This is a genomic window from Sphingobacteriales bacterium (assembly GCA_016719635.1).
Classification (GTDB): Bacteria; Bacteroidota; Bacteroidia; order Chitinophagales; family JADIYW01; genus JADJSS01.
On the sequence record JADJYT010000001.1, the window covers coordinates 678,410 to 693,867 of the forward strand.

Genomic DNA, 15,458 nt, shown 5'->3' on the forward strand with positions numbered 1-15,458 from the left:
ATAACCTTTTTACCAGTAATCTATAACATATTATCAACATGCAATACAACGTACCAGTACTATCAGAATTAGTTGCCGAAGGCAAAACTCCTGACGTCGTGTTTTGGGTAGGCTGTGCAGGCAGTTTCGACCAGCGTGCTCAGCGTGTAACCGTCGCATTCACAAAAATTTTAAACCGGCTTCAAATCAACTTTGCGGTTTTGGGAACGGAAGAGGCCTGTACCGGCGATCCGGCCAGACGTGCGGGCAATGAATTTGTATTTCAGATGCTGGCTCAGCAGAATATCGCTGCCCTAAATAATTATGGAGTGAAAAAGATTGTAACCACCTGTCCTCACTGCTTCAATACCCTGAAAAATGAGTACCCCGCATTGGGTGGCAATTACGAGGTTGTGCATCATTCCACCTATTTACAGCAATTGATCAATGAGGGTAAGCTGAAAGTGGAAGGCGGTACCTTTAAAGGAAAAAAAATCACCTATCATGACTCCTGCTACCTTGGCAGAGCCAATGATATCTACGAAGCGCCGCGTGCGGTGATTGAGGCGCTGGACGCTGATTTGGTAGAAATCAAAAAATGCAAAACCAATGGCTTGTGCTGCGGAGCTGGTGGCGGGCAAATGTTTAAAGAGGACGAGCCGGGCAAAAAGCGCATCAACATCGAACGTACGGAACAACTTATGGAAGTAAATCCGGATGTGATTGCCGTTGCCTGTCCTTTCTGCAATACCATGATAACAGATGGCGTTAAGAACGAAAACAAACAGGATACGATCAAAGTGGTGGATATAGCGGAACTGATTGCACAGGCGAACAGTTATTAATATTCACGAACGTCATTACCGGGAATAAAGCAATCCTTTCTTATTTAGAGATTGATTCACTTCGTTCGCAATGAGAAAAAATGAAAAATGCTGACACCTTACCATATACTGCCAGATGATGCTAAAGTCTGGATTTACCAGGCAAACAGAAGTTTCACGCCCGAAGAGGTTTGGGATATCAGTGATATACTGGAGAATTTTGTAGATAAATGGCAATCCCACCAACGGGATGTAGCCGGATATGGTTCGCTGTATTACAGACGTTTCCTAGTGTTGATGGCAGATGAGAATAAATGCGACGTGAGTGGCTGTTCCATAGACAGTTCGGTGAAATTAATACGGGAACTGGAACAGGCTTATGACATTAATTTCTTTGACCGGATGAAAGTCTGCTATAAAATCACCAATGAACTGGTGGGCAGTTTTCCGTTGCTGCAACTGAATGAACTGATGGAAAAAGGAAAGCTGACTGAACAGACCATCATTTTCAATAATCTGGTATCCACCAAAAAAGATTTTGAGACGAAGTGGGAAATCCCATTAAATGAAAGTCCGTTCATCAAATTCACCGTATAACAATCTTTTTTCTTATATTTAGGTCAAACATTTCGCAATGCGAACTCGCACCGTCATCCTTTTTGCTGCCATTATCCTGATTTCCAGTTGTGCCCGGCCCTACCGCAGGATCAACATGTCTTCCATTCCATTCATCAATTTCCGGGAACAGAACACCATTTCCTATTCCATCCGGCAGGGGGTCATGTATAATATGAGGAATTACTTTTTTGCCAGACGGGAACAGAAGCAGGATTTGAGTTTAATAGCGCTGAAGATTGTCAATAAATCGGAATTGCCGATCAACATCAGAGATTTACAATATTCCTGCGGGGCAACGGTACCGATTGCACCGGTGAGCATGGATGAATACAACAGGGCCATAAAACAAAAGTCAGGCTTATACTGGCTTTATTCTCTTGGAGTAGTAGTATATCCCAAACCACCCAGAGAGAGTAAAAAATTTATCCCGCTACCATTTGGTATTCCTGTAGCAGCAGCCAATTTTGCCATTGCATACACTGCAAACAAGAAAATGGAAAAGGATTTAAGGCAATTGGATTTATCCAATAAGGTAATTCAGCCCGGAGACAGTATCCAGGGAGTGCTGCCCTTCAAGAATGTTGCAAACTGTGCTGATATTTTTATATCTGTCAGGGAATAATTCTATGAATATAAAATAATAATAAATTCCGCTGAATCATGTGTTCGGATATTTTTTTGCTTCATTTCCTGAAGATATTCCCGGCAAATACCCTCTTTCAATTTATTTATTAAAATTATCAATTATACGAAATAATAAATTCGTTTTCAAAGCAGAAAGAATTTAAATTTACCCCTTATTTATCAACTATATATACCATTAACATTGCTTATGAATGATGACATCACCGTAGCCGAAAAGGATGTGAAAAACTTTATTTTTGTCGGAAAAACGGAAGGCTATAGTTTTTTAGTTCTGCTTTTTATCGCTATGCCTTTAAAGTACATGGCGGGTTATCCTTTGGCGGTGAGACTTGTTGGTTCCCTGCATGGCATATTCTTTATCGCATTTATGGTTACCCTCTTTATTTTAGTCAAGAAGAATCGTATCAGCCTGGAGAATGCCACTTATGCTTTTCTTTTATCGCTGGTACCATTCGGCACTTTCTATCTGAACAGACTGGTGAAATAACGGCTGGTTATCTTTCTTTTGCAAAAAAAACTATAAATTACTATGGAGCAATTTTGTTCTGATATTTTTCTATGGCATGCAACTGAATTTTTGGAAGCTGCACAAAAATAAACCAACAAATCAGAAACCCGATTACGAGCATAATCACCGTTCCGATAAGCGCCAGAAGCATACTATAATGAAACATCCAGCCAAAACTGCCGAATGCAATATCCGAGATACCTTTGCCGGCTATTTCTGACGCATCCGTTTTCACCTCATTATATTGATGAAATAATCGGCAGACTTGACTCAGCATGTATACTCCATATCCTCCCAAACATGCCATAAAAACCCGATTGATTCGCAACATATTTTTATACCTGAACCACCTGCTGTCGTATTCTGTGTGTAATCCCGTTCGTTCCCGGCGATTATACAGCCACCTTCCTAATCCGGTAGCCGGAAATAAGAAAAGATGGACAAACTCTTTTGTATTGGTGATAGATTTTTCTTTAATGTAGTAATAAAAAGTTAAAAATAATCCTGCTGCGACATTGAATACCAGATAAACTGCAATAAAAGATGCTATTAAAATAAGTAAGGCCATACTTCAGTTATTTATTTCCAAAAGTAAAACATCCATACAATACAGCAGTGCCGGTTTTTGTATAGCAGAATCAAACATTGGCATAGTGAGTTTATATACTTTTCCAGCGTAGAGTACGGATGGTCAACGGCATAAATAAGTATTGAGTCATTCCTGTAAACATAACTATCATAGAAACTATACATGCTGCTGCGCTGCTGTGCCAGCCTTCCCTGGGCATCACAGGCATAAAACACATCTATACCATCCTCACTTTTCAGGCGCACCCTGTCTGCAGGATTTTGTGCTACCATTAAAAAAGCGGTCGTGTAAACAGAAGAAATCCGGCATGTTTCATCATAATTCAATTTGTTATAGATTAATAATAGCTATAAAGTCGTATGCTGGCTACCGTGCCATCTTTTGATTTTACCCGCTTTATCACCCTGTCAGCCATATCAAAATCATAGGTGTATTCGGTAGTGCTATTATTCGTCTCATCTTTCTGAGTCAGGATAAGGTTCTCATTGAGTGCCTCGAACCCAAAAAGATTTAACGGACTGTATAATCCACCATACAGAGCCTTAAAATCCTGCCCAAATGCTTTTTTAGTCAATGTGTTAATTTTGTCTGAATAGGTATTTGTATATATTACCGTATCCCATCTTCCCCCATTTACTAAAGTATATGTTTTTTGTGTAGTAATATTGTTATTGGTATAATAAAAAGAATCCCGTATCATCCTGATGAAATTTGCCGGAAAATCAGCAAAATTAGTTTCGGCAAAAATAAGCCTGTTATGTGCATCAAATTTATAGGTATAAAAATTAGTAGGATATGCAGAAATACGAGATGAAGTATTAAGCCAAAAAGTGTTTAGCTTATGTATTAATGTTGAAAAATTAGTACCAGAAGCATTAAATAATCTCTCCTGAACAGAGTCAGTTCCCAAATACTTAAAGGTAACCAGCTCCTCATTCTTGGTATTTATCATAACAGCTCTGTTTAAGCTATCGTAAAATATAGTATCAACATCGGTACCATTGTTGACCGTTTTTATCAGAGATACCGATAAATCATTCTGTTCTTTTTTACACGCTGCTATTCCTAACAGCAAAAAGGAATTGGAATAGTATGTTTTTAATTTATTACGTTAATAATACTATAAAACTCGGTCAATGAGTCTTCAGAAACATCCCTGAAAACCCCTGAAATCAAATCTCATGGCATTCCTTTTTAACATATAAAAAATCAACTGACACTGTTTTTTAAATTCATCCTAAATAATAGGGATATCTGATATTGGTATTCGTATTTTTAGTTCTCAAAACCTATGGAAAAAAACTCATAAACTTACATCATACTTGTTAATCCAAAACCCGTCATTCCACGAGGCATCTTTTTTATGACTGTCGTCTTAATTTCCTGCTTTGGTTTACCATCAAATCTTATCTGAAGTAGGCATTTATTTAACTTATCATACAAGGCAGTACCTCATCATTCTGCTATTTGTTATAGCAATCTGTTTGCTTGAATTAAAAATTGAAGAACAAGTTCTCAGTTAAACATCGCTATTCATATCATAAAAAAAGTGACTTCCATCATTTTACGTCATTTTGTCATGCTTTTGCCGTTGGCATATTAGTTGAACAACAGAAGGAAACTTCAAATTAGTAAATTAATATCATGGGAAAAATAATTGGAATCGACTTAGGAACTACCAACTCGTGCGTAGCCGTTATGGAAGGCAGCGAACCGGTAGTCATTACAACAGATGAGGGGCAAAGAACCCTGCCGTCTATCGTAGGATTTTTGGAAAATGGCGAACGTAAAGTGGGAGCTCCCGCCAAACGCCAGTCAATCACCAATCCTAAAAACACCGTCTCTTCTATTAAACGGTTTATGGGGAAACATTTCAGCGACACGACTACGGAACAAAAGTACGTTTCGTACACTGTAGAAAAAGGAGATAATGACACCGTTCGTGTTCGTCTGCATGACAGAATGTACACGCCACAGGAAATTTCTGCCATTATTTTACAAAAATGTAAGAAAATGGCGGAAGACTACTTAGGTCAGACAGTTACCGAAGCGGTAATCACCGTTCCTGCTTACTTTAACGACTCTGAACGTCAGGCGACCAAAGAAGCGGGTCTGATAGCCGGGTTGGATGTAAAACGTATCATCAACGAACCAACGGCTGCAGCTTTGGCTTACGGCTTAGACAAAGGCGGCAAGGATATGAAAATTGCCGTTTATGACTTAGGTGGCGGTACTTTCGACGTATCTATCCTGGAATTGGGTGAAGGCGTTTTCGAAGTAAAATCTACCAATGGTGACGTACACTTAGGAGGTGATGATTTTGACCAAACCATCATCGACTGGCTGGCAACCGAATTCCAGAATGAAGAACGCGTGGATCTGCGCAAAGATCCGATGGCATTACAGCGCCTGAAAGAAGCAGCCGAAAAAGCGAAGATAGAATTATCCTCTTCCACAGAAACGGAAATCAACTTACCTTATATCACGGCGACAGACGGTGTTCCAAAACACCTCGTAAAAAAATTATCCCGTGCCAAGTTCGACCAACTGACAGAAACATTGGTGGAAAGAACATTGGAACCGTGCAGAAAAGCACTGAAAGATGCCAACTTATCCGCTTCTCAAATCGATGAAGTGATATTGGTGGGTGGTTCTACCCGTATTCCGAAAATCCAGGAAGTGGTAGAAAAATTCTTTGGCAAAAAGCCTTCCAAAGGAGTGAATCCGGATGAAGTGGTGGCCGTAGGTGCCGCCATTCAGGGAGGTGTATTGACCGGTGACGTGAAAGATGTGTTGTTGCTCGACGTAACGCCATTATCACTGGGTATCGAGACATACGGAGGTGTATTCACCAAGCTGATTGAATCCAACACGACCATTCCTACTAAAAAATCAGAGGTGTTCTCAACCGCATCCGACAACCAGCCTTCTGTGGAGTTGAATGTACTGCAGGGAGAAAGACCAATGGCTAAAGACAATAAAAGTTTAGGTCGTTTCCACTTAGACAGCATTCCACCGGCACCACGTGGTGTTCCGCAAATCGAAGTAACGTTTGATATAGACGCGAATGGCATACTGAGTGTGACCGCAAAAGACAAAGGAACCGGCAAAGAGCAAAATATCCGCATCACCGCTTCTTCCGGGTTGAGCAAGGAAGAAATTGAAAAAATGAAAGCCGAAGCGAAAGCCAACGAAGCGGCGGATAAAGAAGCCCGCGCTAAAGTGGACAAGCTGAACGAAGCAGACAGCCTGATTTTCCAGAGTGAAAAACAACTGAAGGAATTTGGCGACAAATTGCCCGCTGATAAAAAAGAAACTTTAGAGGCAGCTGTCAACAAACTGAAAGAAGCACACAAGAATCAGGATATGCCTGCAGTGGAAGTTGCTTTAACAGAACTGAACAATGCATGGCAGGCTGCATCACAGGATTTGTATACTGCTTCCCAACAGGCTGGCGGCGCAGAACAAGGCGGTGCATCCGACAATGGTTCTGCCAACACAGGCGGCAATACAGAGAATGTAACCGATGCAGAATACGAAGAGGTGAAATAATATCACTTTTTTTTCAACAATATAAAAATCGATTAATGGTAAATTTTCAGATATCCTTTGCCATACAATTTTACATAAAAAACCATATCAAACTGATATAGAAATATATACAAATGCCTCTGAACTGAAAAATCAAACATCGGCTTAAATTTGTATTTATCTTATATACAATTATAGTGCAACTTTAAACAAAAAAACAAACCATATGAAAAAATATAATCGCTCTCCTGCTATTTACACTTTCCTTCACCTTCGCGAAGGCACAGGTAACCATCGCTTACAAAAATGTGATGCGTGAAAAGGCAGATCTGGATCTGCCCAACCAATGGAACATTGGTATCATTGCTAAAAAAACCAATGACAATAAGATCATTATCGTCCGAAGTTTTAAACGGAACAATGCCCAGTCCATTTCACATTACAAGTGCAGATTTGACAGCGTATCCATTACCAAGTTCGACCTGAACGGAAATACACTCTGGCAAAAAAGACTGGCCTTTAACAATTCAGGCTATGTTTCCGATATCTGCCCGACTGCAGATGGCGGCTATATCATTTGCGGTGACCAGAACATGAGCAATTTCGTTCTAAAGATAGATGCTGACGGCAACTCCGTCGGTGTGAAGGAATATGACAATCCGAACTCCAATTACTACTTCAATAAAATCACAGAACTGTCCAACGGCAACTATGCAATAGCCAGTATTGAATATATTTTCCAGTTTGCTTCACCGGAGTATAGCTGGACATGGTGGTTAAGTATAATGGGATACAGGCATTACTACACCATCAAATATACCTTGGGGTTAACGGACGCAGCCGGAAATGTGCAGTGGTCGGTACCGGTTGGCCAATCGGATGAAAACTATTATCAGTACGGAGTTGTCCAGGACCGGAATTTAGCGGGAGACAAATTTAATCCAAAATTAAACGTAAACATCTATCCGGTGAAGGTGGACAACAATGATTATATAGATATCGCTGTCAATCTGAATAATGCGACCACTTCATTGAGAAGCAAATCCATCATACGGTACAACACGGGCGGAACAGTAGCCGGCAGCAAGATATTTGATACGTATAATAGTTCTTATCGGTATAACAGTCTCGGATACTGGAAAGTGAAAGACGGCTATTTGTTTATGACAGACAGCAGCGCAAATAATGTTTACAGAAGTTATTTTGTAAAAATGGATCTGTTCGGAACCATAAAGGGATATTATCAGACAGCCTTTTTAGACTGGGAGTACGGACGAAACCTCGAATCCGCACAGATTCATATCAACGGTGACAGCACTATTTTCCTGTTTGAAAAAAGTCAGTATGGCGGTAATAAACTGGTTCGTTGCTTCAAGGATTTAAGTGTAGACTGGAACTATTCATTGCCGTATATACCGGAGAGAGAATATGGCAACTTACTGATTACAGAAACAGACGACCATAATCTCCTCGTCGTATCGGATGAATACAATTATGACCAGTGGGAAAACGTTAATTTCTATAAACTATCCTCCGATGCGGCAGAACTGCATTATCAGGTTTACATAGACAGAAATGACAACAATCGTTTTGATGCGGCAGACACAACCTTTAATGAATGTATAATCTACCAAACACACAATGGCGTTACACAGCAATTTTACCCTGATTATTATGGAAAATACGAGATGTTCGCAGATACAGGCATCTATGAATCCCATATCGAATCCTACAGCCAGACGTTGAAATATTATTTTGCACCGACAACACCTGAAATTACGCATATCACCAGCTACACGCAGGAAGATACGGTCTTCTTCAAGCTGGTAGAAAAGAAGAATGTCAGGGACTTACAGATCTCTCTGGCCCCTAATATACCGGTACGTCCCGGGTTCCAAAGTTCCTATACGCTGAGTGTAGGCAACATCGGTACCGTGACAGTACAACGTCCGAGAGCATTATTTATTAAAGATCCGCTGCAAAGTTTCGACACGCTCACCGCGCCATTCCCATTCAGAGGCGATACCATGTTCATTGAATATGACTCACTCACCGTATTTCAGCAGCAGTATTACGAGGTTTATTTAAACAATCCGATACCTCCTATTATCGATGCAGACGACACGATATATGTGAAGGCTGTCATCGAACCGATAGATGGTGATATCTATCCCGATGACAATGTGTTTGAACTGACTCAGACGGTTGTGAACTCCTATGACCCGAATGATAAACTGGAATCACATGGCGGAGCAATCACGCAGGCGGAACTGGCTAACGGAGATTATCTGTATTATACCATTCGATTCCAGAATTCCGGAAACTATTATGCATCCATCATAAAAATCACCGATACGCTTTCCGACAAACTGGATTGGAGTACACTGGAAGTATTGACCAACAGCCATAACCTGGAATTCAAGGTAGAAAATAAGCGGTACCTGACCTGGTGGAGCAATAACTTTTATCTGCCGGACAGCACGAGCGATGAGCCGGGCAGTCATGGTTTCGTCAGTTTCCGCATCAAGCCGATTGCCGGATTAAGTGTATCTGATGAAATCGATAATAAGGCGCACATTTATTTTGATTACAACCCGCCAATTGAAACGAATACGGTGACTACCAAAATTGTGATAGAGCGGATTCTGAGAACCCCCAAAAACCTGATGGACGTTAAAAAACTGAAAGTGTATCCCAATCCGACCAATGACCTGCTGACGCTGGATATGACTGTGATAAAACCCGGGAAATATACGATTCAGCTGATAGATTTCAGTGGCAGAAACACACGAAGTGAAGAGCTGGACTGGACAAGCGGTAAACAATTATATTCGTTATCTTTACAAGGATTGGAAAACGGAATGTATATTTTAAGCATCAGCAATCCACAGCAGAAGGCACTCTATACGAGCAAGATCTTGAAGCAATAAAATTTATAAAAAAAGAAGCGCCATCGCGTTGCGATGGCGCTTCGACTATTATAGCATTTGTATCGTAATGGATTACTTATTAAATAACTTACCTAAATCCACACCCATCTTGCCCATCATCTCCTGCGCTTTCTCCTTTATTTCATCGACAGAAACCTTACTGATAATCTTACTGATATCCGGTTTTCCGTTTTCATCAGTAAACTCCCTGCGGAAGGCATCAAACACTTCTGTAATGGATAAATCCCGCACCTTCTGCGCCGTCTCATTCGGCAGTCCTACCTTATTCACCAGATCATTTAAAAAATTCTCCCTTAAATTATTCAAGGTAGGATTTGACTTAATATCTGAAATGCCATTGCTCATCAACTCCCTTAACCCGCTCATGCCGCCGGCCATCAGGTCCTCGGAAAAGAATCGCCTGAAGTTTTCCAGCAACAAACCGGTACTTTGTGTGGTCTGATCTTCACTCAGTCCGAATTTTTCCTGAATCTGCTGTTGTATTTTCGCCTGTACCTCATTAAAGATATCCTGTAACATACTATTTAGAATTTAGACTCCAAATATACACATTAATCGATTGCATTGCTATATTGCAGTCTTGATTAAATAGGATTAAATTATCCCGGATGACGTTAAACTTATAACGAATAACTCATAACTTAGCAGAATGAAACTACAAATTTGCGGCGCAGCAGAAACCGTTACGGGCAGCTGCCACCTTCTTACATTGGAAAATGATTACAAACTCCTTTTAGACTGCGGGCTTTATCAGGGAGCAGATGCCGTTTTTGATGAATTCAATCATCAATGGTTTTTCAAGCCCGATGAAATTGATGCGCTGATATTATCACATGCACACATCGACCATTGCGGCAGGATTCCGAAACTGGTAAAAGATGGTTTTAAAGGAAAAATCATCTGCACATCGGCTACTCGCGACTTAGCGGCCATCATGCTTTTGGACAGTGCCCATATTCAGGAAGGCGATGCCGAATATGAAGCGAAAAAATACGGTGGCAAATTTGATCCGCTTTATACGGAATGGGACGTCAAGCAATGCCTGCGCTATTTTTATTGTGTGGAATACGATAATTGGTTTAATGTCACCAATGAAGTCAGCCTCCTGTTCTCCGATGCCGGCCATATTTTAGGAAGCGCCTCTGTAACGCTGAAAATCAAGGAAGCAGGCAGGGAAACGTTTTTCGGATTTACCGGAGATGTAGGCAGATACAATCGACCTATACTGAAAGACCCGGTTCCAATGCCTCAGCTCGATTACCTGATATGTGAATCTACCTACGGCGGCAAGACCCATGATGAAACGCCGGAAAACGATGATCATTTCATGCAGATCATTTACGATACCTGTGTGGCCAAACGAGGCAAACTGATTATACCTGCCTTCAGTTTGGGAAGGACACAGGAAATACTCTACCGGCTGGATAAATTGTATAATTCAGGCAGGCTGCAAAATATCAATGTATATGTCGACAGTCCGCTTGCCATGAATGCTACGGAAATATATACCATACATCCGGAATGTTTCGACAATGAAATCCACCATTACATGTCTGAAGATGACAGTCCTTTCGGCTGGAACAATATGCGCTATGTACGAAAGGCAGACCAGTCCAAACAACTGAACGTATCGGATGAACCTTGTATCATCATTGCCGCATCAGGCATGGCCAACGCCGGAAGAGTAAAACACCACCTGTACCATCAAATTGAGAAGGCGGAAAATACCGTCTTGATTGTGGGTTATTGTGCAGAAGGGACACTCGGACAACAGTTGGTGCAGAAACCGGATACGGTAACTATCTTTCATCAGGAAAAGAGAGTGCGTGCGCAGATTGAAGTCATGAGCAGCATGAGCGCCCATGCCGATGAACCGGAATTATTGAAATTTTTAGCCAATCAGCAAAAAGAAAAACTGAAAAAGATATTTTTAGTCCACGGCGAGACGAAAAGGCAGGCAGCTTTTAAAATAACCTTACAGAATAACCAATTCAAGAATGTCGAAATACCCAAACTGGGCGATATATTTGAATTGGAATAATTAGTTCATACAACTCTATTCACAATTTATTATTTTTACCCGACAAAGCAAACTATCCATGGCAAATCAGGACGAATTCATTCAGTTAATCAACAAAGGCTATACATTCAGCACCAGCTCCATCGTTGTCGGAACCGCGATGCTGGATGGCAAAGCAATTCCAAATACACCGGTAAGAATTCCTTTAAAAACCATGAACCGGCACGGATTGATAGCAGGTGCGACCGGAACCGGTAAAACCAAAACGATTCAGTCCCTTTCGGAGCAGTTAGCGGAAAACGGAGTATCTGTTTTAATGATGGACATAAAAGGTGATTTCTCCGGTATCGCCGAGCCTGGTGTTTCCAACCCTAAGATTGAAGAACGTGTCGCCGCTATCGGCAACAAATGGACACCCAAAGGTTATCCGGTGGAGCTGATGTCTATTTCCAATCAGGATGGCATTCGCCTGCGGGCAACCGTTTCTGAATTCGGGCCTGTGTTGATTTCAAAGATCCTGGACCTTAACGACACCCAGCAGAGCGTGGTGGCCATGGTGTTTAAATTCAGCGATGACGAGCAATTGGCACTGGTGGATTTAAATGATTTTAAAAAAGTTCTGCAGTTTCTGACGAACGAAGGAAAAGGCGTTTTTGAAAAAGACTACGGTTCTATCAGTCCCGCTACGATGGGAACCATTCTACGTAAGGTGGTGGAACTGGAACAACAGGGCGCAGGTATATTTTTCGGAGAGAAGTCATTTGACGTGGATGATTTATTACGCAAAGATGAAAACGGATACGGATACATCAATATTGTTCGCCTGACAGACATTCAGGATAAACCTAAATTATTTTCTACCTTTATGTTAAGCCTGTTGGCGGAAGTTTACCAGAAATTCCCCGAAAGAGGCGATGTGGAACAGCCGGAACTGATCATTTTTATGGATGAGGCTCATCTGGTTTTTAATAATGCTTCTAAAGCCTTACAGGAGCAGCTGGAAGCCATCATCAAACTTATACGCTCCAAGGGGGTTGGAATTTTCTTTTGTACCCAAAATCCGATTGACATTCCCGAAAGCATCTTAGCACAGCTGGGATTAAAGGTACAGCATGCGCTGAGAGCCTTCACGGCTAAAGACCGTCAGGCAATCAAACTGGCTTCAGAAAACTATCCGGAAACTTCATTTTATAAAGTGGAAGATCTAATGACACAGCTGGGGATTGGAGAAGCCTTCGTTTCCGCACTCAATGAAAAAGGCATACCTACACCGCTGGCACATACGTTAATGGCACCGCCACAGTCACGCATGGATATTTTAACAGATGCAGAAATGAAAACATTCATCGCAGCATCCAAACTTTATCCAAAATATAAAAACCCGGTTGACCCCGAAAGTGCTTATGAAATTCTGACTGCTAAAATTGAACAGGCTCAGCAACAGCAGGCCGCTGATGATCAGGCAGCACAACAAGTGAAAGAAACCACGACCACCAAGACGACAAAACAAGGAAAATCAACACTGGATAAAGTTTTAAGCAACACGGTAACCCGGCAAATTGCCCGTACCGCCACTACCACCCTTGCCAGAGGTTTGCTGGGTGTTTTAAAAGGAATGTTAAAAAAATAAGTATGTCAGAAATCAAACTCGGTAAAATTGCTACCGTCCACCCAAAAGGAGTAGATAAAGATGCCACTAAGGCAAAAACCAGGATATTAATTGAAGAGATGGCCCAGCTGCAGGATATCCTGATTGCATCGAACAACCAGAGTCTTTTAGTTGTATTGCAGGGAATGGATGCGAGCGGCAAGGATGGAGTGACTAAAAATGTTTTCGGAGGGTTGAATCCGTTGGGAGTGACGGTTGCGCCATTCAAAAAACCCACCCCTCTTGAAATGGAGCATGATTTTTTATGGCGGATACATCAGGTGGCCCCCAAGAAAGGATGCATTACCATTTTCAACCGCTCCCATTACGAAGATGTTTTGATACAACGGGTGCACAAATGGGTAGATGAAAAAACAATCAAGCAACGGTTTGACCATATCAATAATTTTGAAAAACTATTGGCAGAAACAGGAACAAAAATCTTGAAATTTTATATGCACGTTTCCCCTGCCGCACAATTAGAACGGCTGGAAGAACGCAAGACGAATCCGGAAAAGATGTGGAAATTCAATGAGCAGGATTTCGAAGAACGGAAATTCTGGAAACAATACATCAAGGCATATGAAGATGTATTTAAACACTGCGATAAGGCTGCCGAATGGCACATCATCCCTACAGACAGCAACTGGTACAAAGAATATCTGGTGGCTCAAAAGGTATGTGATACACTGAAAAACATGAAACTTAATTATCCGTCCTTAAAATAAACACAAAAACATCATCTGTGGCAAAACTCTGGCAAAAAGGCAAACAGAAGCAAAATGAATTGACATCGATCGTCGAGGCATTCACCATCGGTACTGACAGGGAGCTGGATGTTATGCTGGCAAAATATGATGTGCTGGGCTCCCTGGCACATACCAAAATGCTGGCGCTGATCGGGTTACTTTCGAAAGAAGAACTTGCTCCCATTCAGAAAGAATTAAAATCCATGTACAGGGAAATAGTAAAAGGAAATTTCACCATCTCAGACAGCAACGAAGATATCCATTCTGAAATCGAATTCCGGCTCACTGAAAAACTGGGAGATAACGGAAAGAAAATCCACAGCGGCAGAAGCCGCAATGATCAGGTACTGCTGGACCTCAAGCTTTTTACCCGGGACAAGTTGATAGAGGTGGTTTTAGAAACGGTTACTGTCTTTAACACCTTAATTAACCTGAGTGAGCAGCATAAAGATAAACTGCTTCCCGGCTATACCCACCTCCAATTAGCCATGCCCAGCAGTTTTGGCTTATGGTTCGGGGCTTATGCTGAAAGCCTGGTGGATGATATACAAACGATTTACTCAGCCTTTACCTTAGCCAACAAAAACCCGCTCGGTTCAGGAGCAGGATATGGCGGCTCGTTTCCTCTAAACAGAAGAAAGACAACAGAATTGCTGGGATTCGAAAACATGAACTACAACGTTGTTTATGCGCAGATGAACCGCGGCAAGATGGAAAAACACGTGACATTTGCACTGGCTTCCGTCGCTGCCACTTTATCCAAACTGGCGATGGACTCCTGCCTGTATATGAATCAGAATTTTGCATTCATTTCGTTTCCGGATGCATTAACAACAGGTTCCAGCATCATGCCACACAAAAAAAATCCGGATGTGTGGGAACTGATTCGCGCCAAATGCAACCGCCTTCAGCAGTTGCCTGCCCAGATAAATTCCATTCTCACCAACCTGCCATCCGGCTACCACCGCGATATGCAGGTTATCAAACAGGATTACCTGCCTGCTTTTGACGAACTCATCAGCTGCCTGAAGATGGCCAACCTGATGCTGGAAAACATTCAGGTCAGAGATAAGATTTTGAAGGATGATGCTTATAAACTGCTCTTTACCGTTGAATCTGTGAATGAACTGGTTCATAAAGGAATGCCGTTCAGGGATGCTTATGTCAAAGTAGGCAATGATGTCGAAAGTGGTAATTATAAGAAACCCGGCACCCTGAAACATACACACGAAGGCAGCATGGGAAATTTGTGCAACAAGGAGATCAAAGAGAATATGAAACGAACAGTCCAGCTGTTTCCCTTCTTTGAGATAGAGACTAAACTTAAAAAACTGGTTAAATAATCGGCCATTAAGCTATCTTACCTCACTTTTTAAATTTTTGGCAAAGTTTTTGA

At 41.5% G+C, this 15,458-nt stretch carries 14 protein-coding genes; 10 read left to right on the top strand and 4 right to left on the bottom strand.

Going from position 1 to position 15,458, the window contains the following annotated elements:
* The first annotated feature begins 38 nt into the window (after positions 1–38).
* From IPM95_03130 to IPM95_03145, 4 genes are all read left to right on the top strand, one after another.
* Positions 39–824, top strand: a complete 786-nt coding sequence (locus IPM95_03130; GenBank protein ID MBK9328310.1) for a (Fe-S)-binding protein — start codon at positions 39–41, stop codon at positions 822–824.
* Between the two features lie 87 nt (positions 825–911).
* The gene (locus IPM95_03135; protein MBK9328311.1) at positions 912–1,400 is read left to right on the top strand and encodes an ABC transporter ATPase; all 489 of its coding nucleotides are present in this window, start codon (positions 912–914) and stop codon (positions 1,398–1,400) included.
* A 37-nt stretch (positions 1,401–1,437) separates the two neighbouring features.
* Positions 1,438–2,043 (top strand): hypothetical protein, encoded by a 606-nt coding sequence (locus tag IPM95_03140; GenBank protein ID MBK9328312.1) that lies wholly within the window; start codon positions 1,438–1,440, stop codon positions 2,041–2,043.
* Between the two features lie 210 nt (positions 2,044–2,253).
* Complete coding sequence (locus IPM95_03145; protein MBK9328313.1) at positions 2,254–2,553, top strand: DUF3817 domain-containing protein; 300 nt, start codon at positions 2,254–2,256, stop codon at positions 2,551–2,553.
* A 40-nt stretch (positions 2,554–2,593) separates the two neighbouring features.
* Here IPM95_03145 and IPM95_03150 read toward each other — a convergent pair whose 3' ends face one another.
* The 3 genes from IPM95_03150 to IPM95_03160 form a co-directional block, all read right to left on the bottom strand.
* The gene (locus IPM95_03150) at positions 2,594–3,142 is read right to left on the bottom strand and encodes a hypothetical protein (protein ID MBK9328314.1); all 549 of its coding nucleotides are present in this window, start codon (positions 3,140–3,142) and stop codon (positions 2,594–2,596) included.
* A gap of 11 nt (positions 3,143–3,153) precedes the next feature.
* A complete protein-coding gene (locus tag IPM95_03155) occupies positions 3,154–3,435 on the bottom strand; it encodes a hypothetical protein (GenBank protein ID MBK9328315.1) in 282 nt (93 codons plus the stop codon).
* Between the two features lie 65 nt (positions 3,436–3,500).
* Positions 3,501–4,115, bottom strand: coding sequence for a hypothetical protein (locus tag IPM95_03160; GenBank protein ID MBK9328316.1), 615 nt, complete (start codon positions 4,113–4,115; stop codon positions 3,501–3,503).
* A gap of 692 nt (positions 4,116–4,807) precedes the next feature.
* Between IPM95_03160 and dnaK the strand changes: the two genes are divergently transcribed.
* Entirely contained in the window at positions 4,808–6,715 is a 1,908-nt protein-coding gene (gene dnaK, locus IPM95_03165) for a molecular chaperone DnaK (protein MBK9328317.1), read from the top strand.
* 290 nt (positions 6,716–7,005) lie between these two features.
* On the top strand, positions 7,006–9,624 hold the full coding sequence (locus tag IPM95_03170) for a T9SS type A sorting domain-containing protein (protein MBK9328318.1): 2,619 nt from the start codon (positions 7,006–7,008) through the stop codon (positions 9,622–9,624).
* A gap of 72 nt (positions 9,625–9,696) precedes the next feature.
* Here IPM95_03170 and IPM95_03175 read toward each other — a convergent pair whose 3' ends face one another.
* Positions 9,697–10,164, bottom strand: a complete 468-nt coding sequence (locus IPM95_03175) for a hypothetical protein (protein MBK9328319.1) — start codon at positions 10,162–10,164, stop codon at positions 9,697–9,699.
* Between the two features lie 130 nt (positions 10,165–10,294).
* On the opposite strand from IPM95_03175, the gene IPM95_03180 reads away from it, so the two are divergent.
* The 4 genes from IPM95_03180 to argH all read left to right on the top strand — a co-directional run bounded on the left by IPM95_03180 (position 10,295) and on the right by argH (position 15,405).
* Positions 10,295–11,686: an MBL fold metallo-hydrolase gene (locus IPM95_03180; protein MBK9328320.1), complete on the top strand. Its 1,392-nt coding sequence runs from the start codon at positions 10,295–10,297 to the stop codon at positions 11,684–11,686.
* A 58-nt stretch (positions 11,687–11,744) separates the two neighbouring features.
* Entirely contained in the window at positions 11,745–13,295 is a 1,551-nt protein-coding gene (locus IPM95_03185; protein MBK9328321.1) for a DUF853 family protein, read from the top strand.
* Between the two features lie 2 nt (positions 13,296–13,297).
* Entirely contained in the window at positions 13,298–14,041 is a 744-nt protein-coding gene (locus IPM95_03190; GenBank protein ID MBK9328322.1) for a polyphosphate kinase, read from the top strand.
* A 113-nt stretch (positions 14,042–14,154) separates the two neighbouring features.
* Positions 14,155–15,405, top strand: coding sequence for an argininosuccinate lyase (argH, locus tag IPM95_03195; protein MBK9328323.1), 1,251 nt, complete (start codon positions 14,155–14,157; stop codon positions 15,403–15,405).
* Positions 15,406–15,458: the final 53 nt, after the last annotated feature.

Bases quoted from the DNA above. Each gene is read 5' to 3' on its own strand.
- IPM95_03135 (MBK9328311.1), top strand. From the start codon at position 912: ATGCTGACACCTTACCATATACTGCCAGATGATGCTAAAGTCTGGATT.
- IPM95_03180 (MBK9328320.1), top strand. From the start codon at position 10,295: ATGAAACTACAAATTTGCGGCGCAGCAGAAACCGTTACGGGCAGCTGC.
- IPM95_03190 (MBK9328322.1), top strand. From the start codon at position 13,298: ATGTCAGAAATCAAACTCGGTAAAATTGCTACCGTCCACCCAAAAGGA.
- IPM95_03150 (MBK9328314.1), bottom strand. From the start codon at position 3,142: ATGGCCTTACTTATTTTAATAGCATCTTTTATTGCAGTTTATCTGGTA.
- argH (MBK9328323.1), top strand. From the start codon at position 14,155: ATGCTGGCAAAATATGATGTGCTGGGCTCCCTGGCACATACCAAAATG.
- IPM95_03185 (MBK9328321.1), top strand. From the start codon at position 11,745: ATGGCAAATCAGGACGAATTCATTCAGTTAATCAACAAAGGCTATACA.
- IPM95_03175 (MBK9328319.1), bottom strand. From the start codon at position 10,164: ATGTTACAGGATATCTTTAATGAGGTACAGGCGAAAATACAACAGCAG.
- IPM95_03155 (MBK9328315.1), bottom strand. From the start codon at position 3,435: ATGGTAGCACAAAATCCTGCAGACAGGGTGCGCCTGAAAAGTGAGGAT.
- IPM95_03145 (MBK9328313.1), top strand. From the start codon at position 2,254: ATGAATGATGACATCACCGTAGCCGAAAAGGATGTGAAAAACTTTATT.
- dnaK (MBK9328317.1), top strand. From the start codon at position 4,808: ATGGGAAAAATAATTGGAATCGACTTAGGAACTACCAACTCGTGCGTA.
- IPM95_03160 (MBK9328316.1), bottom strand. From the start codon at position 4,115: ATGATAAATACCAAGAATGAGGAGCTGGTTACCTTTAAGTATTTGGGA.
- IPM95_03140 (MBK9328312.1), top strand. From the start codon at position 1,438: ATGCGAACTCGCACCGTCATCCTTTTTGCTGCCATTATCCTGATTTCC.
- IPM95_03170 (MBK9328318.1), top strand. From the start codon at position 7,006: ATGCGTGAAAAGGCAGATCTGGATCTGCCCAACCAATGGAACATTGGT.
- IPM95_03130 (MBK9328310.1), top strand. From the start codon at position 39: ATGCAATACAACGTACCAGTACTATCAGAATTAGTTGCCGAAGGCAAA.